General features: G+C 72.5%; 22 protein-coding genes. 8 read left to right on the top strand and 14 right to left on the bottom strand.

Annotated elements, in window-relative coordinates:
- The first annotated feature begins 37 nt into the window (after positions 1-37).
- Positions 38-859 (top strand): SAM-dependent methyltransferase, encoded by an 822-nt coding sequence (locus tag ABGB18_RS08340; RefSeq protein ID WP_347694787.1) that lies wholly within the window; start codon positions 38-40, stop codon positions 857-859.
- A gap of 14 nt (positions 860-873) precedes the next feature.
- Here ABGB18_RS08340 and ABGB18_RS08345 read toward each other — a convergent pair whose 3' ends face one another.
- Positions 874-1509 (bottom strand): DUF305 domain-containing protein, encoded by a 636-nt coding sequence (locus tag ABGB18_RS08345; protein WP_347694788.1) that lies wholly within the window; start codon positions 1507-1509, stop codon positions 874-876.
- A gap of 285 nt (positions 1510-1794) precedes the next feature.
- On the opposite strand from ABGB18_RS08345, the gene ABGB18_RS08350 reads away from it, so the two are divergent.
- On the top strand, positions 1795-3519 hold the full coding sequence (locus ABGB18_RS08350) for a hypothetical protein (protein ID WP_347694789.1): 1725 nt from the start codon (positions 1795-1797) through the stop codon (positions 3517-3519).
- Positions 3520-3618: 99 nt separating this feature from the next.
- Here the strand turns inward: ABGB18_RS08350 and ABGB18_RS08355 are convergent, their stop codons facing one another.
- Complete coding sequence (locus ABGB18_RS08355; RefSeq protein ID WP_347694790.1) at positions 3619-4455, bottom strand: alpha/beta hydrolase; 837 nt, start codon at positions 4453-4455, stop codon at positions 3619-3621.
- Positions 4456-4746: 291 nt separating this feature from the next.
- Here ABGB18_RS08355 and ABGB18_RS08360 point away from each other — a divergent pair, with 291 nt between their 5' ends.
- Entirely contained in the window at positions 4747-6093 is a 1347-nt protein-coding gene (locus ABGB18_RS08360; protein WP_347694791.1) for a hypothetical protein, read from the top strand.
- 64 nt (positions 6094-6157) lie between these two features.
- Here the strand turns inward: ABGB18_RS08360 and ABGB18_RS08365 are convergent, their stop codons facing one another.
- Positions 6158-7444 (bottom strand): WD40 repeat domain-containing protein, encoded by a 1287-nt coding sequence (locus tag ABGB18_RS08365; protein WP_347694792.1) that lies wholly within the window; start codon positions 7442-7444, stop codon positions 6158-6160.
- A 252-nt stretch (positions 7445-7696) separates the two neighbouring features.
- Positions 7697-9121, bottom strand: coding sequence for an MFS transporter (locus ABGB18_RS08370; RefSeq protein WP_347694793.1), 1425 nt, complete (start codon positions 9119-9121; stop codon positions 7697-7699).
- A gap of 78 nt (positions 9122-9199) precedes the next feature.
- Here ABGB18_RS08370 and ABGB18_RS08375 point away from each other — a divergent pair, with 78 nt between their 5' ends.
- Entirely contained in the window at positions 9200-9673 is a 474-nt protein-coding gene (locus ABGB18_RS08375; protein WP_347694794.1) for a MarR family transcriptional regulator, read from the top strand.
- Positions 9674-9971: 298 nt separating this feature from the next.
- Entirely contained in the window at positions 9972-10790 is an 819-nt protein-coding gene (locus ABGB18_RS08380) for an SDR family NAD(P)-dependent oxidoreductase (protein WP_347694795.1), read from the top strand.
- A 5-nt stretch (positions 10791-10795) separates the two neighbouring features.
- Here ABGB18_RS08380 and hpnH read toward each other — a convergent pair whose 3' ends face one another.
- From hpnH to ABGB18_RS08415, 7 genes are all read right to left on the bottom strand, one after another.
- Positions 10796-11800 carry an adenosyl-hopene transferase HpnH gene (gene hpnH / locus ABGB18_RS08385; RefSeq protein WP_347694796.1) on the bottom strand — a complete coding sequence of 335 codons (1005 nt, stop codon included), beginning with the start codon at positions 11798-11800 and terminating at the stop codon, positions 10796-10798.
- Entirely contained in the window at positions 11797-13281 is a 1485-nt protein-coding gene (gene ispH / locus ABGB18_RS08390) for a 4-hydroxy-3-methylbut-2-enyl diphosphate reductase (protein ID WP_347694797.1), read from the bottom strand. The genes hpnH and ispH overlap by 4 nt, the downstream gene beginning before the upstream one ends.
- On the bottom strand, positions 13278-15164 hold the full coding sequence (gene shc, locus ABGB18_RS08395) for a squalene--hopene cyclase (RefSeq protein ID WP_347694798.1): 1887 nt from the start codon (positions 15162-15164) through the stop codon (positions 13278-13280). Before shc ends, ispH begins: the two co-directional genes overlap by 4 nt.
- 1 nt (position 15165) lies before the next feature.
- Complete coding sequence (locus ABGB18_RS08400; RefSeq protein ID WP_347694799.1) at positions 15166-16176, bottom strand: polyprenyl synthetase family protein; 1011 nt, start codon at positions 16174-16176, stop codon at positions 15166-15168.
- Positions 16173-17504: a hydroxysqualene dehydroxylase HpnE gene (gene hpnE / locus ABGB18_RS08405; protein WP_347694800.1), complete on the bottom strand. Its 1332-nt coding sequence runs from the start codon at positions 17502-17504 to the stop codon at positions 16173-16175. The genes ABGB18_RS08400 and hpnE overlap by 4 nt, the downstream gene beginning before the upstream one ends.
- A 166-nt stretch (positions 17505-17670) precedes the next feature.
- Positions 17671-18534 carry a squalene synthase HpnC gene (gene hpnC, locus ABGB18_RS08410; protein ID WP_347694801.1) on the bottom strand — a complete coding sequence of 288 codons (864 nt, stop codon included), beginning with the start codon at positions 18532-18534 and terminating at the stop codon, positions 17671-17673.
- A 249-nt stretch (positions 18535-18783) separates the two neighbouring features.
- Positions 18784-19569: a polysaccharide deacetylase family protein gene (locus tag ABGB18_RS08415; protein WP_347694802.1), complete on the bottom strand. Its 786-nt coding sequence runs from the start codon at positions 19567-19569 to the stop codon at positions 18784-18786.
- 46 nt (positions 19570-19615) lie between these two features.
- On the opposite strand from ABGB18_RS08415, the gene ABGB18_RS08420 reads away from it, so the two are divergent.
- Positions 19616-20797 carry a hypothetical protein gene (locus ABGB18_RS08420; RefSeq protein ID WP_347694803.1) on the top strand — a complete coding sequence of 394 codons (1182 nt, stop codon included), beginning with the start codon at positions 19616-19618 and terminating at the stop codon, positions 20795-20797.
- Here the strand turns inward: ABGB18_RS08420 and ABGB18_RS08425 are convergent.
- The 3 genes from ABGB18_RS08425 to ABGB18_RS08435 all read right to left on the bottom strand — a co-directional run bounded on the left by ABGB18_RS08425 (position 20757) and on the right by ABGB18_RS08435 (position 23091).
- Positions 20757-21626, bottom strand: a complete 870-nt coding sequence (locus tag ABGB18_RS08425) for a DMT family transporter (RefSeq protein WP_347694804.1) — start codon at positions 21624-21626, stop codon at positions 20757-20759. The two genes, ABGB18_RS08420 and ABGB18_RS08425, sit on opposite strands and share 41 nt — an antisense overlap.
- An 83-nt stretch (positions 21627-21709) precedes the next feature.
- Complete coding sequence (locus tag ABGB18_RS08430; RefSeq protein ID WP_347694805.1) at positions 21710-22678, bottom strand: squalene/phytoene synthase family protein; 969 nt, start codon at positions 22676-22678, stop codon at positions 21710-21712.
- 182 nt (positions 22679-22860) lie between these two features.
- The gene (locus tag ABGB18_RS08435; RefSeq protein ID WP_347694806.1) at positions 22861-23091 is read right to left on the bottom strand and encodes a hypothetical protein; all 231 of its coding nucleotides are present in this window, start codon (positions 23089-23091) and stop codon (positions 22861-22863) included.
- On the opposite strand from ABGB18_RS08435, the gene ABGB18_RS08440 reads away from it, so the two are divergent.
- Positions 23069-23329 carry an MBL fold metallo-hydrolase gene (locus tag ABGB18_RS08440; RefSeq protein WP_347694807.1) on the top strand — a complete coding sequence of 87 codons (261 nt, stop codon included), beginning with the start codon at positions 23069-23071 and terminating at the stop codon, positions 23327-23329. The genes ABGB18_RS08435 and ABGB18_RS08440 overlap by 23 nt on opposite strands.
- Before the next feature lie 124 nt (positions 23330-23453).
- On the top strand, positions 23454-24932 hold the full coding sequence (locus ABGB18_RS08445; protein ID WP_347694808.1) for a hypothetical protein: 1479 nt from the start codon (positions 23454-23456) through the stop codon (positions 24930-24932).
- Positions 24933-25067 lie beyond the last annotated feature (135 nt).

Raw genomic sequence — 25067 nt, forward strand, 5'->3', positions numbered from 1 at the left:
ACAACTTCAGGAAGCACCACCGACCAGAGGCGGTCACATGAGTGGCAGCGTCCTCTCCGGGATCAACCCGGACACCCCGAACGTCGCCCGCATGTACGACTACTACCTGGGTGGCCGCGACAACTTCGCCTCGGACCGCGCGGCGGCCGAGCGGATGATCGCGCTGGGCCGGCAGATGGGCAACGACGCCCGCGAGCTCGCCCGCGCGAACCGGGCCTTCCTCGGCCGGGCCGTGCACGGCCTCGCCGCGTCGGGGGTGCGCCAGTTCCTCGACATCGGAGCCGGGCTGCCCACCCGGGACAACGTCCACCAGGTGGCCAAGCGGCACGCCACCGGCGTCCGCGTCGCCTACGTGGACAACGACCCGGTGGTGCTCAACCACGCCCGCGCCCTGCTGGCCAGGGACTCCGACGTCATCACCGTCGAAGGCGACGTCAGGGACACCGACGCCATCTTCGACGACCTGGACATCACACTGCACCTGGACTTCACCCGGCCGATCGCGGTCCTGCTCGTCGCCATCCTCCACTTCATCCCGGACGACGACGAGGCCGCGGGGATCGTCGCCCGCGTCAAGAAGCGGTTGCGCCCGGGCGACCACCTGGTGCTGTCCCACGTGGCGGCGGGCAACACGACGCAGCGGGACGCGTGGGAGGGGCAGCGGGTCTACTCCGCCACCACCGCCGGCGGGATCGCCCACCGCGGGTATGCCGATATCTCCAAATATTTCGATGGGCTGGAACTGCTGTCACCCGGCCTGGTCCCGGTCGCCGACTGGAAACAGGGCGTCCCGCTGCCCCCGGACACCGACTTCGACCGCCCGGGCATCCTCGCGGCCGTGGCCAGGGTGCCCGGTTGACGCGCGCGGCCGCGTCAGAGGGCGGCGAGGAGCTGCCGCATGCGGGTGATCTCGATGCGCTGGTCGGAGTCGACGTGGTTGGCGAACTGGTCGATCTCCGGCTCTATGCCGCCCTTCTCGGCGTAGAGCTGCTCCACCATCCGCAGCGCCCCGGTGTGGTGCTGGATCATGTACTGGTAGAAGAGCCGGTCGAACTGCGCGCCCTTGGTCCCGCGCAGCTCGGCGAGCTGCGCCTCGGTGAGCATGCCGGGCATCAGCGCGCCGCCGCCGTGGCCGTGGCCGGAGTCCACGCTGGGCACCTGCTTCATCCGGTCACGCAGCCAGCGCACCATCAGGTCCATCTCGTCCCGCTGGGAGACCTCGACGCGCTTGGCGAAACGCGGCAGGCCCGCGCTCGCGTTGCGTCCGGCGACCAGCCCGGTCATCTCCAGCGCCTGCGCGTGGTGACGGATCATCCCCTGCATGAACCGTACGTCCGCGTCCGTGTACGCGGTGTCCGGCGGCTCGACCTGGTCCAGCGGCACCACCTGCGCGGTCTCACCAGGCCGTCCGGGCTGCACGACGGTCACCGAGGACCGGTCGGCGGAGCACCCGGTGAGCGCGGCGGCCGCGAGCAGGAGTGAAGGGATGAGGAGGCGTAACGACATCATGACGGACGCTCGCTTCGAAAATGCTAGATATCGGTCGTATCCGGAAGGGCAGACGGGATATAGCACAGTTCACCAAATTACTTTAGTGTCCGCATAACCGCCGTGCCGCACACCGACGGTCCGGGTGGACACGCGGACTTCTCCGGGGTGCGGCATGGCGCGTTGGGTCACGCCAGGAACACCAGAAAAGGAGGGGTGCGACCCATGCAGCAGATCAGTACGGTACGACGTCGTACCGGGTTACGCGGCTTAGCCTTGATCGCCGCGGGGGCGATCCTAGCGGCGATGCTGCCCACCACGGCCGCGTCGGCCGATCCGGCTTCGCCCGAAGCCGATCCGCGGGTCGGCCTGGGCGCCGGATGGCTCGATGCCCAGCAGGCCGCCAGCGGGCTCAAGCTCGTCGGCCACCAGGACAGGCCGGAGGGTTTCTTCCAGCCCGACAACCCGGGCAACCTCGCATTCGCCAACTCCGACCTCGCGTTCAACGGTGAATACGCGTTCGTCGGAAACTTCAACGGCTTCAACATCTACGACATTTCCCAGCCGTCCCAGCCGGCCCTGAAGACCTCCGTGGTCTGCCCGGGTGGCCAGGGCGACATGTCCGTGTACGGCAATCTGCTGTTCATGTCGGTCGAGGAGACCCGGGGCCGGCTGGACTGTGGCACCCAGGGCGCTCCCGGCACGGTGAACCCGGAGCGCTTCCGCGGCGTCCGGATCTTCGACGTGAGCAACATCGCCCAGCCGGTCCAGGTGGCCGCGGTGCAGACCTGCCGTGGCTCGCACACGCACAGCGTGGTGACCAGCAAGAAGGACAAGGACAACGTCTACATCTACGTCTCCGGCACCGCCGGAGTGCGGAGCGGCAGCGAACTGGCCGGCTGCGCGAACGCGCCGGCGACCGATCCGAACACCTCCCTGTGGCGGATCGACATCATCAAGGTCCCGCTGGCCGCCCCGCAGAGCGCGACGGTCATCAGCCAGCCCCGGGTGTTCACCGACCCCGCGACCGGCGCGATCAACGGTCTGCAGAACACCCCGCCCGCGCCGACGCACCCGTCCGGCGGCAACTGGTCGCCGCAGCCGGTGACCAACCACTGCCACGACCTCACCGCGTTCCCGGCGAAGAACCTGGTCGCCGGGGCCTGCGCCGGCAACGGCATCCTGCTCGACACCACCGACCCGGCCAACCCGGTCCGGCTGGACGAGGTCACCGACCCCAACTTCGCCTACTGGCACTCGGCGACGCTGAGCAACGACGGGACGAAGGTCGTCTTCACCGACGAGTGGGGCGGTGGCACCGGCGCGCGCTGCCGGGACACCGACGAGCCGTCGTGGGGCGCGGACGCCATCTTCGACATCGTCGACGGCAAGATGGAGTTCCGCAGCTACTACAAGATGCCGGCGGTGCAGACGACCGCGGAAAACTGCGTCGCGCACAACGGGTCGCTGATCCCGGTGCCGGGGCGGGACATCATGGTCCAGGCCTGGTACCAGGGCGGCGTCTCGGTGTTCGACTTCACCGATTCGGCCAACCCGAAGGAGATCGCCTTCTTCGACCGCGGCCCGATCAACGCCGCCCAGCTCGTCACCGGCGGGCTCTGGTCCACGTACTTCTACAACGGCCGCATCTACGGCTCCGAGATCGCCCGCGGTCTCGACGTCTTCGAGCTGACCCCGACCGAGAGCCTGGCCAAGGCGGAGATCTCCGCCGCGGCGAAGGTCAAGTCCGACCTGTTCAACGCCCAGCACCAGCCGCAGGTGATCCACCGGCCCAGCTTCGACGTGGTCCGGTCGTACCAGGTGCAGACGGAGCGGGCCGGCACGATGAAGAGGGGCACCGCCATCGCGGTGGACAAGCTCATCGACTCGGCCGAGCGCATGGCCGACCGGCGGCTCGAGAAGGTCGCCGCGATCGAGCTGCGTACCGCCGCCAGGCTGCTCAAGACCTCTGACCCGGCCCAGCGCGCCTTCGCCGGCGCGCTCAACGACCTGGCCAGAGCTCTCGACTAGCGAACACCGCCCGGGGGCGCCCCCGCCCGGGGGCGCCCTCTTCCACGCCGCCGCGGGTCCCGGCGGCGCGTGACCTGAACGGCCGTTCGGCCTGAGACGTCAGAGCTGCCGGCGAAGCCACTCCAGGCCCTCTTCGGCGTGGCCGACGATGGTGAAGTGGCTGTCGCCCTCGCGGAGCCGCAGTTCGGCGGTCGGGCAACGGGCCGCCAGCCACGACCCGTGGGTGGCGGGGATGATCCTGTCGGCGGTGCCGTGCAGGAGGAGGACCGGGGCGCCGATGGCGCCTGGATCGCAGCCCCATGGCAGGGTGTAGGAGACGTCGTCGTCGATCTGGCCGTACGGGCCGGCGGCGAGAGCCGGCTCCGCGACCTTCCCGAGCCATCCCCACGGCCCCTCGAACAGGGCCAGATCGGCCGCCGTGAACTGGGAGTCGTAGGTGAAGCCCGACGCCTCCAGCGCCGCCCTCGCCTCGCGGCTCGCCGCCGCCGTCCCCAGCGCGGCCACCCCGGACGGGACCATTCCGGCGAACCAGTCCAGTCCGTCCGCGCCGTACGGGGCGATGCCGGCCAGGCTCAGCACCGCCTGGACGCGATCACCCAGCGCCGCGGCGCACCCCAGAGCATAGGACCCGCCGCCGGAGTATCCCGCGACGGCGAACCGGCCGATGCCGAGCGCGTCCGCGACGGTCGCCGCGTCACCGGCGACCGACGAGACGGTGCGCCCGGGCGCGGCGCCGGAGCCCCCGTAGCCCGGCCGATCGAACGACACCCAGCGCAGGCCCAGCCTGCCGGCCGCGGCGAAGAGCGGCTCGGGAGGCGCCCCCAGGTTCGGTGTCCCGTGATGCCACATGACGGGCAGCAGCCCGTTCCCCTCCGGGGCGGTGTCGTAGACGTGCAGCGTGCGACCTCCGCCCACCGGGACGTCCAGCTCGATCATCCCGCCATCCTTTCACGCCAGCCGCTTGCCACACTCCTTCACCGAAGGCCCCATCGCAGCCGCAGGTCAGGGAACGGCCAGAACGCAGGTGGTCCAGGGCCTTGAAGCTCCGCACCGGTTCAGGCTCCACCTGGCAATCACCCGAGGTCACAGGTCCGTGGGCGCGCCGATCTTTGTACGGCATTGATTGTTCGCCGCGGCGCCGTCGGCGCCGTACAACGCCTTCGCGGTAGACACACCATCGACTCCGGCCGGCGATTCCGTCGGCTTCTCCCCGAGGCAAGGAGAGAGATGTTGCGTGTCAGGCGCATCGCCGGTGCGGCGTGGCGTTCGACCGTCCCGCCGGTTGTCGCCGTCGCCTGTCTCTTGATGACGGGGGCCTGCTCGGTGGGAGGAGGGACGCCTGCGGGCACCCCGGCAGAGTCCGCCGATCTGCCACCGCCGGTGACCGCCGGCGAGGCTCGCGTGCTCTGGGACGCCGAACAGTCGCTGCTGCGCGACTGCATGGCGCGGCACGGGTTCAAGTACTGGGTCGCACCGCACGACCCGATCCCCGAGGATCGCGACTTCCCGTACGTGGTCGACGACCTTGGCTGGGCCCGCCGGCACGGCTACGGCAGCGACATCAGGGAACACGTCAGCCGGCTCAGGGATGAGGATCCGAACCGGCTCTATTTCGAGGGACTGCCTGCCCAGCGCCGGAAGGCCGCCTTCGTCGCCCTCAACGGCGAGGGCCCCCGCCCCGGGACCGTGAAACGCCGGCCCGACCAACTGGAGGTCCGGCTCCCCACCGGGGGACGCGTCCGGAGAAGCGCGGTCAGCTGCACCTCGCAGGCACAGCGGCAACTGTACGGCGAGGTCTGGCGGCTGTGGCACGCGATCTCGACGAGCAGTACGCGCGTGAGCTCGCCCTGCGCTACCGGCGCGAAGTGCGGTCCGAGCGACGCCTGCAGCGCGCCGCACTCCCTCGTGCACTCACCATCACCGCCGCCGGACGGGACGCCGGGCCATCACCCGCGCGTGGCGCGGCCGAGACCCTTACCGACAACAACCACCAGGGAAAGGTCAATTCATGAAGAGAACCGTCGGGTTACTGGCCGGCCTGGCCATCACGGGCCTGATCGTGGCCGCCGCACCGGGGGAGCCTTCGCGACACCGACACCCGCGCCCGACCCGTCGAGCACGGCCTCGCCCGACCCGTCGAGCACGCCGACGCCCGCCGCGGGTGGGGCACCGCGCACGCCCGTCGCCCCCGGCAAGGCGGCCGCCAAGGGCGCGCAGATGGAGGACGGCAACGTCTATGTCTGGGGAGACCTCGACTTCACGGGCCTGTGGTGCTACTGGAGCGGCGATCACAGGCACTGGCGGTACGCATGGGCCGACCCCTACGGGAGCCCGGGCACCTGCCTGACCAAGGATCACTCCTTCAACGACGTCGCCACGTCGATGTGGAACAACGGCTTCCCGGGCAGTTACGGCAACGTGAAGTTCTTCAAGGACTCCGGCCTGGAGGGACCCGAGATGTGCCTCGCCCCAGGCGAGGACTGGGGGAATCTCGGGTTGGGCTGGGAGCTCTTCAACGACGGTACGAACGCCAACGACCAGATCTCCTCCCACATGTGGGTGACGAACTGCTGATCCGCGGCTGACACCCCCGCGGCGGTGCCCGGCGGGAGCAGCCGGGCACCGCCGTACAGGTGACCTAGCAGGGCGGCCGGTAGGCGAGGTCGGCGAAATGCCGGCTCCACTCCGGAGCGGGGATCCTTGGGAAGGACAGGTCACAGACCCGACCGGCGACCTGCTCGGGATCCACCTGCCACAGCCGTACGGTGCGATCCTCGCCGGAGGTGACGAGATGCCCGCCCGAGCGGCTGAACGCGGCCGAGTAGACGCGGTCGGTGTGCCCGGTCAGCGCGGCCAGCGCCACGGGGGCCCGCCGGTCGGAGAAGTCCCACAGCCGGACGGTCCGGTCGAGGCCGGCCGTGGCCAGCAGCGGCCCCCGTGGGGCGAAGGCCACCGAGGAGATGGCGTCGGTGTGGCCGTGCGAGACGGACAGAGCCGCCACCTTGCGCCGGCCGGAGAGGTCCCAGAGCCGGAGCGTGCTGTCCAGCCCGGCGGTCGCGAGAGTACGGCCGTCGGGAGCGAAGGCCACTCCCTGCACGTGGTCGGTATGTCCCTCGGCCCGCGCCAGGGGAGTGGGCCGGCCGGGGTCGGTGACGTCCCACAGGGCCACCGCCTTCTCCTGGGTGGTCGCCAGCGTCCGGCCGTCCGGAGCGAACGCCAGCGCCAGCGTGCCGCTGCCCTGCGGGGGCAGGGCACCGGCGGAGCGGGGATGGCGGGGGTCGCGCACATCCCACAGCCGTACGACACTGTCGCTCGGGCTGGCGCTGGCCACCAGGCCGCCCGAGGGGTGGAAGGCGACCGACCTGATCCCCTCGACGTGCGCGTCGATCTCCGCCAGCGGCGTGGGGCGGCTCGGCTCGGTGATCCGCCACAGGCGGACGGCGCCGTCGATGCCGCCGGAGACCAGCAGGTCGCCGGCGGGACTGAAGGCCACCGATTTGACCTGCCCCTTGTGGCCGGTGAGCACCGGCAGCGCCTGGGGGTGGTAGGCGTCGGTGACGTCCCACAGCCGCACCGTGCCGTCCTCCCCTGCGGTGGCCATGGTTTGCTCGTCGGTGGTTAAAGCCACCGTGAACAGGGGTTTCGCGCTGGCCGTCAGGGTGACCAGCGGCTCGGGCGCCCGCCGGTCGGAGGTGTCCCACAGCCGTACGGTGCCGTCATAGAGGGCGCCGACCAGGATCCGCCCGTTGTGGATGAAGCGCAGCGACTCCACTTCCCCGGACAGCCGGGGAAGCACCGCGTGCGCGCTACGAGCGAGCTGGCGGTATGTCGGATTTCCGGCCTTCTTACGCAGCAAGCGGAGATCGGCGGCGAACCGCAGCAGCATGCTGTCCCCCGCGTCCAGCGGACGCTCCCCCCGAGGCATCTCTTCCCCTCTGCTCCGTGGCCGCTCGGACTTCCACCGCTCACCCATCGTGAGAGTCCCGGCCAGAAGATCGCAACTGGGAACTTTGCCGTCCAGCACTCCCGCTGGTCATTCGGCGCGAGGATCAAGCTGTACGGCCCCGCAACGCATGGTCGGCGGCGAGCACGAAAGGGCCGGCTCAGCGTGCTGGGCGGGCCGTCTCCAGGGCCGCGGCCACTGACTTGGCCGCCTGCACGACGGCCTGGTGTGCCGTCACGGCCGGGCGCCGGCTTCCGGCTCCCGGGCGCGGGTGCGGGTGCGGGTGCGGGTGCGGGGGAGCAGCGGGCTCAGCAGGGCGGCGAGGCCGAAGACGGCGGCGACGCACCACAGCGTGCCCGCCGTGGCCGGCACGAACCCGGCCGCGGCGGCGAGCGAGAAGAAGACCGCGCCGACCCCCGCGACCCCCAGCGCGGTGCCGAGCTGGATCGCCGTGTTGACCACCCCGGACCCGGCGCCCGCGTCGTCCGCGGGCACCTCGCCGAGGGCCACGGTGGCCAGGATGGGCACGCACAACCCCATGCCCAGCCCGAGGACCAGCTCGGCGGCCACGACCGGTGGCCACGGGACGTCCGCACCCCACGTGCTCACGCAGGCGAGCATCAGGATCGTGCCCGCCGCCATGACCCCCATCCCGACGCCGACGAGTGCCCGTCCCAGGTGGCGCAGCGCGAACCGGGTGGTCGCGGTGATCCCCACCGGCCAGGCGAGCGTCACCAGCGCCACGCGTATGGGCTCCCAGCCGAGCCCCGACTGCAGGTGGTAGGTCAGCACGAGGAAGAACGCGGCCACCCCCGCGAACACCAGCAACACGATGACCACGCCCGCGGTGAACGACCGGCGCGCGAACAGCGCCGGCGGGACCAGGGCGGCCCCGTCCAGGCGGTCGCGCCTGCGCTGCTGGACGGCGAGGCACGGCACGACCAGCACGGCTCCCGCCAGGACCGCGAAGGTCCACGCGGGCCATCCCGCCTCCCGGCCCTGCACGAGCGGATACATCACCCCTGAGGTGGCCAGGCTAACCAGCGCCACCCCGGCCAGGTCCAGCCGGAGCGGCCGCGCCGACCGCGTCTCGGGCATGACCCGGGCGGCCAGCCACAACGTGACGACCCCCACCGGCACGTTGATCAGGAAGATCGCCCGCCATCCCAGCCCCAGCAGGTCGAACTCGGTGAGCAGCCCGCCGAGCAGCGGGCCGCTCACGGAGCCCGCGCTCAGCACGGCCCCCAGCAGGGCGAACGCCTTCGGCCGCTCCGCCTCCCCGAACATCGCCACGATCACCGACATGACCTGCGCGACCATCAGAGCCGCCAGCGCGCCCTGGGCGAGGCGGCCGGCGACGAGAACGCCGGGCGTCATCGCGGTCCCGCACACCACCGAGGCCAGCGTGAACCCCGCGACCCCGGCGAGGAAGACGCGCCGCCGGCCGTGGATGTCGCCGAGGCGGCCGCCGGTGATCAGCAGCAGCGCGAACGCCAGCGAATAGCCGGCCAGGCTCCACTGGGCGGTGGCGGGGCTCGTGCCGAGGTCCCGCTGGAGGCGGGGGAGGGCGACGCTGAGGATGGTCGCGTCCACGTTGTCCATGAAGGCGGCGGTCAGGACGATGCCGAGGGCTGTCCAGCGGCGAGGGGATGCGGGCATGGCCTACCCTTGCGGAGACGGAAAAAGAGCTTCTCGCTTTTAGAGTATCTCTGATTTAGAGAGATTGGCGGCGCGGTCATGTCCAAGGCGCGGTCGGAGCTGGTCGCGGCGGTGATCGACCAGGGGCGCGTGACGGCCATGCGCTCGGCGCTGTTCCACGTGGTGGTGGCGGCCCGGGCGGGGATCAACGTGACGGACTTCAACTGTCTGGCCGTCCTCGACAAGGAGGGGCCGATGACGCCGCACGGCCTGGCCGAGCGGGTCGGGCTGACCCGCGGTGGCGCGATCACCGCGGCGCTGGACCGGCTGGAGAAGGCCGGCTACACGACCCGCCGCCGCGACGTCGCGGACCGCCGCCGGGTCCTGGTCGAGCTGGTGCGCGAGGGTCCCTACGAGGACCTGCAGGAGATCCTGGACGAGGTGGGCCGCGCCTACGCCGAGCTGGCGGCCGGCTACAGCGACGCCGAGCTGGCGGTCGTGCGGGATTTCACGGCCCGCGCCAACGAGCTGATCCACGAGCAGACCCGGCGCCTGAGGACACCTGCCAGGTGACGCGGGCGGGGGGCCGACCGGGCGCAGCGCCCACGTCCTGCCCACGTCCTGCCCGCGCCCGCCTCAGCAGCTCCGGCGGGCTCGTCCGGTAGGCGTAGCGGGTGCCCCGGCCCGCCAGCAGCCCGCCGCCGAAGGGCGCGGCGTTGAAGACCCCCATGCCGAGCTCGGTCGCCTGCTCGAAGGCGCCTGACACGATTCGGCGAGCGCGTCCGGCGCGCCGATTGCCGGCACCACGCCGATTACCAGAACATCGTTTGGGCCGTCCGGCCGGTTGCGTTGGCGGGGGAGTGGAAAGCACATGACCGTAGGGCGAGACGGGGAGCAGGTGACCGATGCCCGCACACGTGCCGATGGACCGGCGGCCGTGAGGCTCGCCGGCGCCCACGTGCTCGTCACCGGCGCCTCCTCGGGCATTGGGGCGGCCACCGCGCGGGCGCTCGCGGGCACCGGGGCGCGGCTGACGCTGGCCGGGCGCGATCGTGAGCGGCTGGCGGCCGTCGCGGCGGCCACCGGCGGGCAGGTGCTGGTGGGCGACATCACCACCCAGGCCGAGGAGCTGGTCTCGCGGAGCGGGCACGTCGATGTGCTGGTGAACAACGCCGGCGTGGGGTGGGCGGGCCCGTTCGTCCGGATGCCGGCCGGCGATGTCGAGCGGTTGCTGGCGGTCAACCTGGCCGCGCCGATCGCGCTCACCCGGCTGCTGCTGCCGGGGATGGTGGCGGCGGGCCGCGGGCACCTGGTGTTCGTGGCCTCCATCGCCGGGGCGGTGGGCGTGGCGCAGGAGGCCGTCTACTCCGCCACCAAGGCGGGGCTGCTGACCTTCGCCGAGGGTCTGCGCCACGAGCTGCACCACGTGCCGGGGGTCGGCGTGTCCGTGCTGCTGCCCGGGGTGGTGGACACCCCCTTCTTCGCGCGGCGCGGCGCCCCGTACACGCGGGCCTGGCCGGCGCCGATCGCGCCGGAGCGGGTGGCGCGGGCGATCGTGGCGGCGATCAGGGACGGCCGGCCGGAGTCGTTCGTGCCGGGCTGGCTACGGGTGCCGGCCCGGCTGCGCGGGGCGGCCCCGGGCGCGTTCCGGGTGCTCGCGCGGCGTTTCGGGAGCATGCGGGGGGATTGAGCCGTTCAGCCGTTCCTGATGGCACGCAGGGACTCCTTCAGCGACCCGACCGTGGCCAGGACGGCGGTCGGCTCATACCCGCAGTGCGCCATGCAGTTGTCGCAGCGGGGGTCGCGGCCCCGGCCGTAGGCCGACCAGTCGGTGTCCTCGATCAGCTCGCGGTAGGTCTGCGCGTATCCGTCCGCCATCAGGTAGCACGGCCGCTGCCAGCCGAACAGCGAGTACGACGGGATGGCCCAGGCGGTACACGGGAGCTCGATCCGGCCCTCCAGGAAGTCCAGGAACAGCGGCGAGTGGTTGAACCGCCAGCGCCGCCGCCTCCCGCCGGCGAACGCCTCGCGGAACAGCGCGCGGATCTCCCGCACGCCCATGAACTGGTCCTGGACGGGCGCCTTCTCGTACGCGTACGCGGGCGAGATCATCATCTGGTCCACCGCGAGCTCGTCGTTGAGGTAGTTGAGCACCTCGATGACGGTCTGCGGGCTGTCCGAGGAGAAGAACGTCGTGTTGGTGGTCACCCGGAAGCCGCGCCGCTGACACTCGCGCACCGCTGCGACCGCCTCGTCGAAGACGCCCTCCTTGCAGACCGAGGCGTCGTGGCGCTCGCGCACGCCGTCGATGTGCACGGTCCAGGTGAAGTAGCGGGAGGGCTCGAACTCGTCGATCTTCCTGGGGATCAGCAGCGCGTTCGTGCACAGGAACACGTACTTCTTCATGCCGACGAGGCGGCGGACCATCTCGCCGATCTGCGGGTGCATGAGCGGCTCGCCGCCGGCGATGGACACCATCGGCGCGCCGCACTCCTCGATGGCCGCGACGGCCTGCTCCACCGGCATACGCCGCTTGAGCACGTCGGCGGGATGCTGGATCTTGCCGCAGCCCGCGCATTTCAGGTTGCACGCGAACAGCGGCTCCAGCTCCACCAGCAGCGGGAACTTGGTCCGCCCCCGGAGCCGCTGGCCGAGGATGTAACCGCCGACGCGCAGGCTCTGCCGGATCGGGATCGTCATGACAGGGCTTCCTTGGGTAGCGAGAACTGCACGGTCTCTCGGGCGATCACCCGCTCCTCGACGGTCACCGCGCCGAGCCCGCGCAGGGCCGCCACGATGTCCTCGACGAGCGCGGGCGGGGCGGAGGCGCCGGCGCTGAGCCCGACCGTACGGGCGCCGGCAAGCCAGTCGAGGGCGATTCCGCCCTGGTCGTCCACCAGATGCGCCGGGGCGTGGTGGCCGGCGACCTCCACCAGGCGCAGGGAGTTGGAGGAGTTGGCCGACCCCACGATGAGGACGACGTCGGACTTCTCGGCTATCGTGCGGACGGCCCCCTGGCGGTTGGTCGTCGCGTAGCAGATGTCGTTCCGCTTCGGCCCCCGGGCGTCGGGGAAGCGGCGCCGGATCGCGGCGGCGATCTCCGCCGCCTCGTCCTCCGCGAGGGTCGTCTGCATGAGGTACGACACCGGCCGGTCGTCCGGCAGGTCCGCCACGTCGTCCACCGTCTGCACCAGCACGCCGGCCCCGCCGGCCTCGCCGAGCGTGCCCTCGGCCTCCTCGTGGCCCGCGTGCCCGATGAGGACGACCAGCCGTCCCTCGGTGGTGTACCGGCGGGCCTCCGCGTGCACCTTGGAGACCAGCGGGCAGGTCGCGTCGATCACCCGCAGCCCTCGGACGTCGGCCTCGTCGCGCACCTCGGGCGACACTCCGTGCGCGGAGAAGATGGTCACCGCCCCAGCCGGCACCTCGTCGAGTTCGTCCACGAACACCGCGCCCCGCCGGCTCAGGTCCGCCACCACGTGCAGGTTGTGCACGATCTGCTTGCGGACGTAGACGGGCGGGCCGTACCGCTCCAGCGCGACCTCGACGATCTCGATGGCGCGCTCCACCCCCGCGCAGAACGAGCGCGGCTCGGCCAGCAGGACGGTCCGCGGGCCGGTGGCCGCCGCCCAGCGGGCCAGGGCGGGGCCGACGGCGGCGAGCGTGCGGCGGGCGGCGGCGCCCCGGGCGAGCGTCCCGGGACTCAGCAGCGGCGCCGCCGGGGTGTCCACGATGACCCGCACGGCGGCCAGCGGGCGCCCACCGGCGGCGCGGGCCAGCGGGCCGGTCTCCATGTCCACGGCGTACGCGCCGGCCGCGGCGAGGCGGTGCCGCTCCGCGCCGCCGACCAGGTGATCGGCGGTGACCAGCGGCCCGACCCGGGCGGGCAGGCCGGCCCTGGCCAGCTCCCCCGCCAGGAGGGGAGCGGATGGGCACGGATGGACGCGCCCGGCGTACCGGACCTCGCTCGCCACCAGGACGTCGCCCGGCCGCAGGCTCCGGTCGACGGCGCCGCCGAACCCGGCCACGGCCACCGCCTCCGCGCCGCCCAGGCCGGCGGCCACCCGGGCCGCCCGCCGCGGGCCGACCCCGGTGACGACCACCCTGGCGCCGGCGGGCAGGCCGCGCCTGATCGCGCGGGCCTCGATCCCGAGCGCGGCGCAGATCAGCAGCTCCGTCACGATGACTCCTGACCGGCCGGGTCGCGGCGCAGGTAACGGCCGAGGGCGCTGATCGGGAAGACGAGCCGGTAGAGGTGGTAGTTGAGGTAGAAGTCGCCGGGGAAGCCCGTACCGGTGAAATATGGCTCGTCCCAGGTGCCGTCCGGCCGCTGCCGCTCGACCAGCCAGCGCACCCCCCTTTCCACCGCCGGCGAGCGCTCGCCGGCGGCGAGCAGGGCCAGCAGTGCCCAGGCGGTCTGCGAGGCGGTCGAGGCGCCGTGGCCGATCCAGGCCGGCTCGCGGTAGGAGCGCAGGTCCTCGCCCCAGCCGCCGTCGTCGTTCTGGTGGCGTTCCAGCCAGGCGACGGCGCGGCGTACCGAGGAATGCCCCGGGCGGACACCCGCGGCGACCAGGGCGGGCACGGCGGCGCCGGTGCCGTAGACGTGGTTCGCGCCCCAGCGGCCGAACCACGATCCGTCCTTCTCCTGCGCCTTGAGCAGCCAGATCACCCCCCTGCGCAGGACGGCGGAGTGCGGCCGCTCCTCGGCCAGGGCCTCGACGACGTGCGCGGTGACGTCGGCGGAGGGCGGGTCGATCGCCGCGCCGAAGTCGCAGAAGGGCAGCCTGGTGCAGAGCGTGCGGTCGTTGTCGGCGTCGAACGCCGCGAAGCCGCCGTCGGAGCTCGCCATGCCGGCCATCCAGCGGACCCCGCGATCGACCGCCGAGCGCACGCCGGGGCGGTCCAGCCGGCGCAGCGCGAGCACCACCTCAGCGGTGTCGTCGGTGTCGGGGTAGCCGTCGTTGTCGAACTCGAACGCCCAGCCGCCGGGCGCCAGGCCGGGCCGGCGCACGGCCCAGTCTCCCGCCGTCGTGACCTCCTCGCGCAGCAGCCAGTCGGCGGCCCCGGTGACGGCCGGATGGTCGGCGGGGGTGCCCGCGTCGAGCAGTGCGTTGACCGCCAGCGCCGTGTCCCAGACGGGAGACTGGCACGCCTCCAGCCGGCGCCCCCGCTCGTCGCGGATGGTGAACCGGTCGAGCCCGCCGATCGCCCGGCGCATCACCGGATGATCCAGGTCGAAGCCGGACAGGTGGAGCGCGATGATGGAGTACACCCACGGTGGCTGGATGCCGCCCCAGGACCCGTCGGCCTCCTGGCGCGCGACGACCCAGTCCACGGCGCGTCGCAGCGCGGCCCGCCGCAGGGCCGCCGACGGGTGCCGCTCATACCGGTGCAGCACCTTGTCCAGCAGGCCGAACGCCGTCTCCCAGCCCCCGCGCGCGGCCCGCCGGGGCCTCCGGCCGGTCCGCAGCTCGGGTAGTCGGAACGGGAGCCCGCGACACGGCCGGTACGCGGTCACGACGGTCAAGGGCACGATCGTCTGCCTGGCCCAGCAGCCCCAGTCGTAGATGTTGAGCGGGAACCACGGCGGCAGGAACATCAGCTCCGGAGGCACGACGGGCAGCTCCCGCCACGACCACTCGCCGAACAGGGCCAGCCAGATCCGGGTGAACACCCGGCTGGCCTCGATCCCGCCCATGTCCCTGACCTGCGCGGACGCGGCCAGCATGTGCTCGGCGCCGGGCGGGTCGCCGGCGAGCCGCAGCGCGGTGTACGCCTCGACCGTGGTGGACAGGTCCGCGGGGCCTTCGTGGAAGTTGGCCCACGTGCCGTCGGCCCGCTGCTCGGAGCGGATCCACCGGGCGGCCTCGGCCGTTTCCTGCTCCGTGCGGATGCCGAGGAACTGCCGCAGCAGCAGGTCCTCCGCGTCCATGGTCACGTTGGTCTGCAGCTCACCCTTCCACCAGCCCTCCGGGGACCGCAGGCCGATCAGGTGATCGCAGGCGGCGCGGAGGGCGTGCTCGGCGCCGGCGAGCAGGCTCCGGGGCGTCTCAAGGGTGGTCATGTCAATGATCCCTGGCAGTGATGAATCGGGCGATCTCCAGGAACTCGGCGCGTACGCCCGCGGGCATGTCCGCCTCGGCCAGGTACCGGGCCGCGGCGTCGAGGCGCCGTTCGGCCTCCTGCTCGGCCCACGCCCGGCCGCCTGCCTGCTCGACCAGGCGGGCGGCGTCGTGCAGGTCGTCCTCCGTCAGCTCCCCGGGCCTGGCCAGCAGCTCGGCGAGGCGGCCGCCGGCCTCCGTACGGCCGGTGAGCGCGGCCACCACGGGCAGGCTCTTCTTGCGGGTCCGCAGGTCCGACAGCACCGGCTTGCCCGTCACCTCGGTCCTGCCCCAGATGCCGAGCAGGTCGTCGGCCAGTTGGAAGGCCAGGCCCGCCTCGACGCCGAACGCGTCCAGCGCCCCGGCCAGCGGGCCGGGACCGTCCGCCGCCAGGACGCCGATCGAGCAGGCGCACGCGAGCAGCGAGGCGGTCTTGTGCCGCGACATCAGCAGGCACTCCTCCCGCGTCACGTCGTCGCGGTCCTGGAACGCCAGATCGAGGGCCTGGCCCGCGATGAGCGAGTGCGTGGCCTGGTTGAGCGCGCGGGCCGCCGCCACGTAGCCGGCGGTCCCCTGCTCCAGCAGGAGCTCCCCGGCCAGCACGAGCAGCGCGTTGCCGCTGAGGATCGCATGGGAGCGGCCGAAGACCGTCCAGGCGGCCGGCCGGTGCCGGCGCACCGGGTCGTCGTCCATGACGTCGTCGTGCAGGAGGGAGAACGCGTGCACGAGCTCCACCGCGGCGGCGGCCGGCAGGCACCGCTCGGCGTCCGCGCCCGCGGCCCGGGCCGACAGCACCGCGAGCGTGGGCCGCAGCGCCTTGCCGCCGGTGGCGCAGGGCCGGCCGTCGGCGTCGGTCCAGCCGAGGTGGTAGCGGGCGACGCGCGCGCTGTGCGGGTCGAGGCGGTCGACGGCCTCGCGCAGCACCGGCTCGACGAGCTCGCGGGCGGCCTCCGCCGGTGGCAGGGTCAGGGTCATGACACGCTCTCCTGATGTCGCATGTGGTGTCTGACCAGGTGGGCCGCGTGGAGTCCGCTGCGTACGGCGCCCTCCATCGTGTCGGGCCAGCCGGTGTCGGTCCAGGCGCCGGCGAGATAGAGGCCGGGCCATCGGGTGGTGCCCTGCGGGCGGAGCGCCCCGCTGCCCGGGGCCTGGCGGAATGTCGCGCGCCGTTCCCTGGTGACGAAGAAGTCGGTCAGCCTGGCCTGGCGCGCGGCCGGGAACACCGAGCGCAGCGCCGGGACGAAGACCTCGCGGATGTCGGCGGTCGGCCGGTCGATCCACGTGTCCGCGACCGACACCGAAACCGCCAGATACTGCCCCTGGCCCAGCCCGGCGACCCGGGTCTTGTCGAACACCCACTGCACGGGCGAGCCGGTGACCGCGACGAACGGCATCCGCATCACCGGCCGGTCGTAGACCGCGTGGACGTTGATGATGGGGCTGGCGTCCAGGGCACTCCATGTGTCCCGGCCGGGCGCCGCCTCCGGCGGGACCAGCTTCGCGGCCTGCTCGTGGCGCGTCGCCACGACCACCGCCGACGCCCTGGTGCGTACGCCGTCCACGACGACGGCCGGGCCCGGCTCGATGGCCGTGACCTTCGCCGCCAGGCGCACCGCGCCGCCGCGCCCCGCGATGGCCGCCCTGGCCGCGGTGTCGTGCAGCTCGCCCAGCGGAACCAGCGGGATCCCCAGGTCGGCGGCGTCCGGCCGGCCGAGCAGGGCGGTCTTGAACACCTTCACCGCCGGGCCGAGCGCGGCCTCGTCGACGCCGGTGTTCAGGGCCGCGACCGCGAGCAGGTCCCAGAGCGCCTGCCGGACCGGAGCCCGCTGGCCGTGCGCCGCGAGCCAACCGCCGAACGTCATCGCGTCGAGCGCCGGATCGGCCGGATCGAGCCTGCTCAGCGCGAGCGAGCCGCGCAGCGCCTGGAACCGGTCGCCCGGCCTGAGCAGCCGGTATCCCGCTAGGGCGGGCAGGAAGTGGAGCGGGCCGGGCAGCCCGGCCCGGCGCAGCCGTCCCGACCGGCCCGCGGTGCCGAGCACGCGCACGTCGAACCGGCTCTGCAGGCCGACCCGCCCGGTGCCGCCGAGCCGTTCCAGCAGTCCCCGGTACGCCGTGCAACAGCGCAGGAAGACGTGCTGGCCGTTGTCGATCGTCAGCCCGCCGCGCCGGAAGGAGTAGGTGGCGCCGCCCAGCCGGGGACGGGCCTCGTAGAGGGTCACGGGGCAGCCGGCCTCCGCGAGCGCCAGGGCGGCGGTGATGCCGGCCAGGCCGCCGCCGATCACGGCCACCGGCGCGGTCGTCATCACAGGTCTCCCAGGGAAGGTGCCATCGGCGCCTGCCCGCGGGCGCGGGTTGCCCGACGGCAGGCCGGGCGGCGGGCCTGACGAGGGGCCGAGCGGCGGGCCGGACGACGGGCTGGACGACGGGCCGGGCGGCGGGAGGGCCGGCTTCGCACGCTGCGCACGCTGCTCACGCGGACGACAGCCGTCGCATGTCGGGCGACCTCGCGGTCATGAGCAGCCGCGCCCACGCCCTGACCAGGCGTGCGCGGCGGGGCCGGACGGCCCGGCCCAGGACGTCGTATCCGGCGCCTTCGAGCGCGGCCAGGGTCGCGTGGCCGCCCGCGACGTAGCCCGAGACCGCCGCGCGTGCGAAGCCGGAAAGTGAGGCGACGATCGTCTCACCCTCGGCCAGCATCGTCCCGGCCCGCGCGGCCTGCGCGGCCACCACCTCGCGCAACTGCGGTGACGTGGCCGCCGCCGCGAGATGGCCGGTCGGGCATCCCGCCCGGCGCAGATCCCGGGCCGGCAGGTAGACGCGGCCACGCCGGTAGTCCTCACCGACGTCCTGGCAGTGCTCGATGACCTGCAACGCCGAGCACACCTGGTCGGACAGGGCCAGCCGGGGGTCGCTGACCTCGCCGAACACGTACAGGACGAGATGGCCGACCGGGTTGGCCGACAGCTCGCAGTAGCCGAGGAGGTCCTCGAACGTCTCGTAGCGGGCGACGGTCTGGTCGCGCCGGTTGGCCTCGATGAGGCGGTGGAACGGGTCGGCGGGAATCGAGCACTCACGGACGGTGCGGGCCAGCGCCTGGATCGCCCTGAGCCGTGGCGGGTGGCCCCCGTAGAGGCGGGCCAGGTCGGCCTCGGCCTCGTCCAGCAGCCGCAGGCGGTCGTCCGGGTGCGCGTCGTCGCCCAGGTCGTCGATTGTGCGCGCGAAGCCGTAAACGGCCATGAGGTGCTCGCGGTGCCGGCGCGGCAGCAGGCGCGAGGCCACCGGGAAGTTCTCCCGGCGCGCCTTTTCCGCCAACTGGCGTGAATGGCTCCTCATCGACCGCACGACAAGAAGTTATCCGCCGCCGGGCGGTGCAAACATGGCGGCATTGGTTCTATATTCCGTTGCCCGGCGATTGGCGCTTGGTTTACTTTTCCGGAGCCCGTTAAGGCGGCGTTTGAATAGCTGTGAAAAGGGGGACTGGCCGATATGGAAACGCGTTCGCGCGCGATTGCGAGCAGCCGCCCGGACGGGTCTCTCGGCAGGCCCGCGCTCAGCGGCCGTGGCCGCGCGGCAGGCCCGCGCTCAGACGCCGTGGTCGCGCAGCGGGCCCACGCTCAGGCCCATGAGCCTGCAGCGGTCCACGAGCGCGGGGAGGGCGCCGAGCGCCGAGCGCCAGCAACCAGGGACGGAGGTGTGGTCGGAGTCATGGAGCAGGACGGTCGCCCCGCCGCGCAGCCCGGCCGCCACGGTGGCCAGCACCGAGGCGGGCGTGGCCGCCGCCTCCCAGTCGCGGCCCCAGACGGTCCACAACACCGGGCGCAGACCCCGCAGGCGGGCGGCCACCAGTGCTTCGAGGCTGAGCACCCCGTAGGGCGGGCGGTACCACACCGGCGGAGCCCCGCCCACCGCTGTCACGAGGTCGGCGGCCCGGCCGATCTCGGCCGTCACCCGGCCCGGCGGGGCGAACAGGGCGTTGCCGTGCCGCCACCCGTGTACGGCCAGCTCGTGCCCCTCGGCCACGATGCGGCGGCCCAGCCACTGGTGGCGTTCGAGCAGCTCGCCGAGGACGAAGAAGGTCGCCCGGCAGCCGAGCCGCCCCAGCTCGTCCAGGAAACGCGGGGTCGAGTCGGGATGGGGCCCGTCGTCGAACGTGAGCGCCACGTGGGAGGGGTCGCCGGCCCCGGCGAGGCCGGGCACCAGGCGCCGGACCGACGGCAGCCAGGTGGCGGCGGGGCCCACGTGCAGCAACGCCAGGCACGCGATCCCGAGCGGCAGCCCGACCCGTCCCGTCCCTCTCGGCCCGCCAGGCCGGTCACGGAGACCCGTCACTCCACGTGCGCCGGACCCGGCCCGGAGACGGCGGCTCATCGTCCCCTGCCCGGCCTGTCCGTCGCGGAGGGTGAGGGGGCCGGACGTGGGGAGTGAGATGTCCGGGCGGGTGGGGGCCCGCCGGGCGGGGCATGAGGGGCGGCGGGTGCTCATCCTCAGCGCGTCGATGGGCAGCGGCCATGACGGGGTGGCCGCCGAGCTGGCCGCCCGGCTCGCCGCCGAGGGTGCCGATTCGGAGATCATCGATGTCCTCCAGATGTTCCCGCTCCGCCTGGGATCGGCGCTGCGCCGCGGGTACCGCTGGATGATCCTGCACGCTCCCTGGCTCTACGAGGTCATCTACCAGGTCTTCTTCGTCGGCAAACGGGCCGGCGGCACGTCGCCGCTCACGGCGCTCGCCGTCCCCCGGCTGCGCCGGCTCCTCGCCGCCCGGGCGCCCGACGAGGTCGTCTCGACCTTCCACCTGGCGGCTCAGCTCACGGGCCTGCTGCGGGAGCGCGGCGGGCTGCCCTGCCCGAGCACGGTGCTGGTCACGGACTTCGCGGTGCACCGGTTGTGGCTGCATCGTGGCAACGACCTCTACCTGTGCCCGAATCCCGACGTCATCGGGGAGATCGCCGCCCGCACCGGCCGCCCGGCGCTGCACTGCGCCCCGGTCGTGCGCCCGGAGTTCACGCGCGTGGCGACCGGCCGTCAGGGAGCGATCGGTCCCCCGGGGGTGATCGGCCCCGGGCGAGCGGTGGGTCCCGGGGACGTGGGTTTCGGGGAGCGGTTCGTACTGGTGTCGAGTGGCTCGTGGGGGGTCGGGGACGTTGTCGCCACCGCGCGGGCGCTGGCGGGGTCGGGGCGGTACACGCCGCTCGTCCTGTGCGGGAACAACGCCGGGCTGCGGCGCCGCCTGCAGGCCGAGGGGCTGGGCCCCGGGCTCGGGTGGCGCGATGACGTGCCGGAGCTGATGGCGGCCGCCTACGCCCTGGTCGACAACGGCTCCGGCCTGACCTGCGAGGAGGCCTTCGCCGCTGGGCTGCCGGTCATCGTCCACCGGCCCATCCCCGGCCACGGCCGGGCCGGCGCGCGGGGGATGGCCCGGGCCGGGGTGAGCGTCCACACCGGCACCGCCCCCGCCCTGCTGGCGGCGCTGGACCTGCTGGAGGACCCGCTATCGCGGAAGCGGCAGGCGGACCGGGCCCGCGCGCTGTTCTCCTCGATGCCGGCCCAGGCGGGTCTCATTTCGGCGGCTCGCCGGTCGCGATTTGGGCCTGGATGACCGGCGATCGGGCCAGCGCGATGACGCCGTAGACCAGGAGCCCGGCCCCGGCCACTTCAAGCACGAGCCACGGGCCGGTCCGGATCGGCTCCCCGTACAACAGCGCGCCGTACAGGATGCTCGCCATGGGGTCGCTGATGGTCAGCGCCGGCTGGGCGACGACGAGGGTGCCGCTGTGCAGGGCGTTCTGCAGCAGGTACACGCTGCACAGACCTGCGGCCACCATCCCGTACAGCGGCCAGGACACCAGCAGGGCGCCCGGGTCCTGCTCCAGGATCGTCGTGCAGTTCTTGATGAGCGTGGCTGTGAAGGCGAAGCCGATGCCCCCGGCCACGCCCAGCGCGGCGGGACGGATGGGGCCCCTGGACAGGACCGCCACCGCCACCAGCGCGGCGACCGTCGCCACGGTCACGATGATGGTGATGATCCATTCGAGCGCGTCCGGCGTCCACTGCCCCGCGCCCGGAACCGCCCCGGTGAGGAACATCGCCAGGCCGGCCGACAACACCCCGATCGCCAGCCACGACCGCCTGTCCAGGACCGTGCCGAACACCCGGGACAGGATGATCATGGTGAACGGGAGCTCGATCACCATCGCCGGCTGGACCAGGGAGACGCCTCCCCTGGACAGCGCGGCCGCCTGGAAGGCGAAGCCCGCGATGAGCGCCGCGATGCCCCACCGCCACAGCGGGTTCCCGATGAGCGCCCAGATCAGGCCGAGCCGCAGCCCGAACTCCTGCGGCACCGATCGCGCCGCCCGCCGCTGCAGAACCGACGCGGCGGCGTTACACAGGGCGGCCAGCACCGCCAGCAGGGCGGCAAAGATCAACGGAACCACGCTCGGCGTCGTCCACGACCTCTTTCCCCGAGGGCGGAGCTCCAGCGCCGGCACCGGGTCGCCCTGAGCATGCCCTACCCGCCTCTCCCGCGCCTCGCCTGGACGAGGGCACGCACCGCGACCATGGACTTCTCCCTCGTCGTCAGCGACATCCGGGCGGCCAGCGCCCGGCCGGGATCGGCGGCGATGCGGTCGAGCAGGCACCGGTAGATGCCGGCCATGGTCGCCGTGCAGGCGGCGCTGCGCGCGTCCAGCATGGGCAGCAGGCGCATCCCGGTCGCGAACCAGTCGCGCGCCCGCTCCGCCTCGAACCGGACGAGCCGGGCCAGGCGCTCCGGCGGATCGCTGAACCGGCCGTCCGCGTCGGCGTCCAGGCTGCAGCCGAACCGTTCGAGGTCCTGGGCGGGCAGGTAGACCCGCCTGGCCAGGCGGTCCTCCCGCAGGTCGCGCAGGATGTTGGTGATCTGCAGGGCCACGCCGAGCGCGTCCGCGAGCGGTGTGGCCTTCTCGACGTCGTCGGTGCCGAACACCCCCAGCGAGAGCCGCCCGATCGAGCCGGCCACGCATCGGCAGTAGGCGACGAGGTCCTCGAACGTCGCGTACGTCGTCCCGCGCACGTCGGCGGCGCAACCGTCCACGAGATCGGCGAACGCCGGGAGCGGGATCGGGTAACGTCCGGCGGCCTCTAGCAGTGCCACCAGTACGAGGTCGGAGCGCGCGGGGGTGACCCCTCCGAGCAGTTCGGGGACCGCGGCCAGGCGGTCCAGCCGCTGCTCGGCGGGCCCGTCGCCGTCGGCGATGTCGTCGATCCTGCGGGCCAGCGCGTAGACGGCGCTGAGCGCGCGCCGCTTGGGGGCGGGCAGTAGCCGCAGGCCGTACGAGAAGTTGCGGGCCTGACTGCGCATGATCTGCTCGCAGTGCCGGTAGGCGTCGTCGATGCCCACCACCCCGTCCTCCGCGGCGGCGTAACCCTGCCGCCGCCACATACTCGCGGCCCGGTCGAACATCATGGCCGCGATGGCCTTTTGCGTCGTTCCTCCCAAGACATGAGTGATGGCTGTCCGTTATGTCGCGGCAATAAACCCGCGCGCCGGCCCGATGGCGGGCTGTCAGGAATTACTGGGCGAATAATTTACGCGCGGATGAACGATTCAACCGGGCCGAACAATTGCCGGGAAATTGCGTGGCGTCCCGTTTCCTTGGTGAAACCCGGCTGCCCCCGATCTCAGCGGACGCGGCCGGAGGGCGGGTCGGCGTGCATGGCCGGCAGGGCGATGTCGTCCTTCGACCCGCGCGCCGTCATGGCGCGCATCGCGCGGTCGCACACGCGCTCGGGGTCGCCTCCGTGACCGGACAGCGCCTCGCACAGGGTGGTGAGCCGATCGGTGAGGAGGTCGGACGGCGACGTGATCGGCTTCGGCGGCGGAGCCCGCGTGATCGCCGCTCCCGGACACACCGACGGCAGCATCGCCCTCCACCTGCCGCGGGCGGGTGTCCTGTTCACCGGTGCCGCCGTCGCGCAGGTCACCGGTCAGGTCATGCCGGGGGTGTTCAATATGGACCGCCAGGACATGCTCCGGTCGTTCCGGCGGCTCGCGGAGGCCGGCGCCCGGGTGGCCTGCGTCGGCCACGGCGAACCCGTCATCGGGGCGGACCTGCTGCTGCGGAAGGCGGCACGCGATCTTCCGGGGTGATCGCGAAGGTTGTCCGTTTTTAACCCGTGACAGCGGGTTCGTGCTGATCCTAGAATCATGCCACCTGTGATCTTCGGCCGCGCGGTGTGTCCGATCACACCACGCGGCCTCTAGGGAGTGTTCGGTGAAAGTGAAGTCCCTGGTGGCGGGTGCGGTCGCGCTGGCGGCCGTGGCGGCGCTCCAAGTGTCTGGAGTAAGCCCGGCGTTAGCCGATGATCCGTCCGAATCGTCCCCGTCCTACAATTCCGCCCACGGTGGCCCTGTCCTCGACGACGTCCACAACATCCCGACGAACGCTGTCGCCGGGAACGTCACGTTCCTCGACAACGTCAAGGGGGTGAGCGGGTATTCGGGACTGAACTTCATCCATTACGAGAAGTACGGCTACGACTTCATGTTCGCCAACGGCACCGGCGGTCTCGCCGTCTGGTCGCTGAAGGACCCCAAGCATCCCGCCCTGGTCTCGACGATCACCGCCGCCCAGCTGCGCCAGCCGGGTGACACCCAGGACAGGTTCTGGGAAGGCGAGAACATGACCGTCGACGGGAAGCGCAAGCTGGTCTTCCTCAGCCGCGACCCGCGCGGCTTCGGCGGCACCGTCTCGACCGGGCAGTCGGGCGTCTACATCATCGACGTCAAGGACCCGTGGAAGCCCGAGACGGCCGTCTTCCAGCCGATCCCGGCCGGCCACACCTCCACCTGCATCAACGACTGCAAATACCTGTGGACGGTCGGCCCGGCCAACACGGGTACGCCGGGCCAGGACCCGGCGTGGAAGGGCGTACCGGTGCGGGTGACCGACATCCGCGACTACCGGCACCCGCGCACGTGGGACGGGGCGCTCGACCTCAGCCGGTTCGACGGGGTCACCGACTACGTGCACAGCGTCGACGTCGACAAGAACGGTGTCGCGTGGGCCTCCGGCGAGGGCGGCGTACGCGGCTACTGGACCGAGGGCAAGCACTACGACCCGGTGCAGAAGCGCCGGCGGGTGGCGACGGCCTTCGACCCGGTGCCGTACGCGGGAGGCACCGTCGTCCCCACGAACCCGGCAGGCACCGAGTTCTTCGACTTCTTCGACCACAACGCCTACCACAACACCGAGAAGCTCGGCCGCTACGACAAGGGCGAGCTGCTCTACATCACCAACGAGAACATCACGACCTGCTCCCAGGCGGGCGAGTTCAAGATCGCCTCACTGGAGGGCAGCTACGACGGCGACGCCTGGCGCTCGACGCCGGAGAAGCCGTTCCGGCTGAAGCTGATCAGCCACTGGTCGCCGTGGGGCAAGGAGGGGTCGGCCACCACCGGTAGCTGCTCCGCCCACTGGTTCACGGTGAACGGCAACATCGTGGCACAGGCCTGGTACGGGCAGGGCACCCGCTTCCTCGACGTGTCGGACCCCGAGAACCCGACCCAGGTCGGCTACTTCCGGGTGCCCGCGGGCGAGGGCGTGACGGCCGGCTCGGCGTCGGCCTCCTACTGGCACAACGGGCTGGTCTACGTCGCCGACTACAACCGGGGCGTGGACGTGCTCCGCTTCGACGGCAGGCTGGCCGGCAAGCCGGACAAGAAGATCTGCTGGAACTCGTGCGACAAGTAGTGACCGACTGAGCGGGAGGCCTGCCCGAGCGCGGAACCACGCCGCGCTCGGGCAGGCCTTCGGCTGGAACTGGCGGTCTACCGGAAAGCGAAGCAGGCGGTGCACTGGATGGGCTACCGGACCATGCCCGGCGAA

The organism is Nonomuraea sp. B12E4 (genome assembly GCF_039871825.1).
Classification (GTDB): domain Bacteria; phylum Actinomycetota; class Actinomycetes; order Streptosporangiales; family Streptosporangiaceae; genus Nonomuraea.

Coding starts and splice junctions, on each gene's coding strand:
- ABGB18_RS08340 (WP_347694787.1), top strand. CDS start 38: ATGAGTGGCAGCGTCCTCTCCGGGATCAACCCGGACACCCCGAACGTC.
- ABGB18_RS08415 (WP_347694802.1), bottom strand. CDS start 19,569: ATGAGCCGCCGTCTCCGGGCCGGGTCCGGCGCACGTGGAGTGACGGGT.
- ABGB18_RS08350 (WP_347694789.1), top strand. CDS start 1,795: ATGCTGCCCACCACGGCCGCGTCGGCCGATCCGGCTTCGCCCGAAGCC.
- ABGB18_RS08345 (WP_347694788.1), bottom strand. CDS start 1,509: ATGATGTCGTTACGCCTCCTCATCCCTTCACTCCTGCTCGCGGCCGCC.
- hpnE (WP_347694800.1), bottom strand. CDS start 17,504: ATGACGACCGCGCCGGTGGCCGTGATCGGCGGCGGCCTGGCCGGCATC.
- ABGB18_RS08360 (WP_347694791.1), top strand. CDS start 4,747: ATGTTGCGTGTCAGGCGCATCGCCGGTGCGGCGTGGCGTTCGACCGTC.
- ABGB18_RS08380 (WP_347694795.1), top strand. CDS start 9,972: ATGACCGTAGGGCGAGACGGGGAGCAGGTGACCGATGCCCGCACACGT.
- ABGB18_RS08365 (WP_347694792.1), bottom strand. CDS start 7,444: ATGCCTCGGGGGGAGCGTCCGCTGGACGCGGGGGACAGCATGCTGCTG.
- ABGB18_RS08370 (WP_347694793.1), bottom strand. CDS start 9,121: ATGCCCGCATCCCCTCGCCGCTGGACAGCCCTCGGCATCGTCCTGACC.
- hpnC (WP_347694801.1), bottom strand. CDS start 18,534: ATGAGGAGCCATTCACGCCAGTTGGCGGAAAAGGCGCGCCGGGAGAAC.
- ABGB18_RS08375 (WP_347694794.1), top strand. CDS start 9,200: ATGTCCAAGGCGCGGTCGGAGCTGGTCGCGGCGGTGATCGACCAGGGG.
- shc (WP_347694798.1), bottom strand. CDS start 15,164: ATGACCACCCTTGAGACGCCCCGGAGCCTGCTCGCCGGCGCCGAGCAC.
- hpnH (WP_347694796.1), bottom strand. CDS start 11,800: ATGACGATCCCGATCCGGCAGAGCCTGCGCGTCGGCGGTTACATCCTC.
- ABGB18_RS08355 (WP_347694790.1), bottom strand. CDS start 4,455: ATGATCGAGCTGGACGTCCCGGTGGGCGGAGGTCGCACGCTGCACGTC.
- ABGB18_RS08400 (WP_347694799.1), bottom strand. CDS start 16,176: ATGACCCTGACCCTGCCACCGGCGGAGGCCGCCCGCGAGCTCGTCGAG.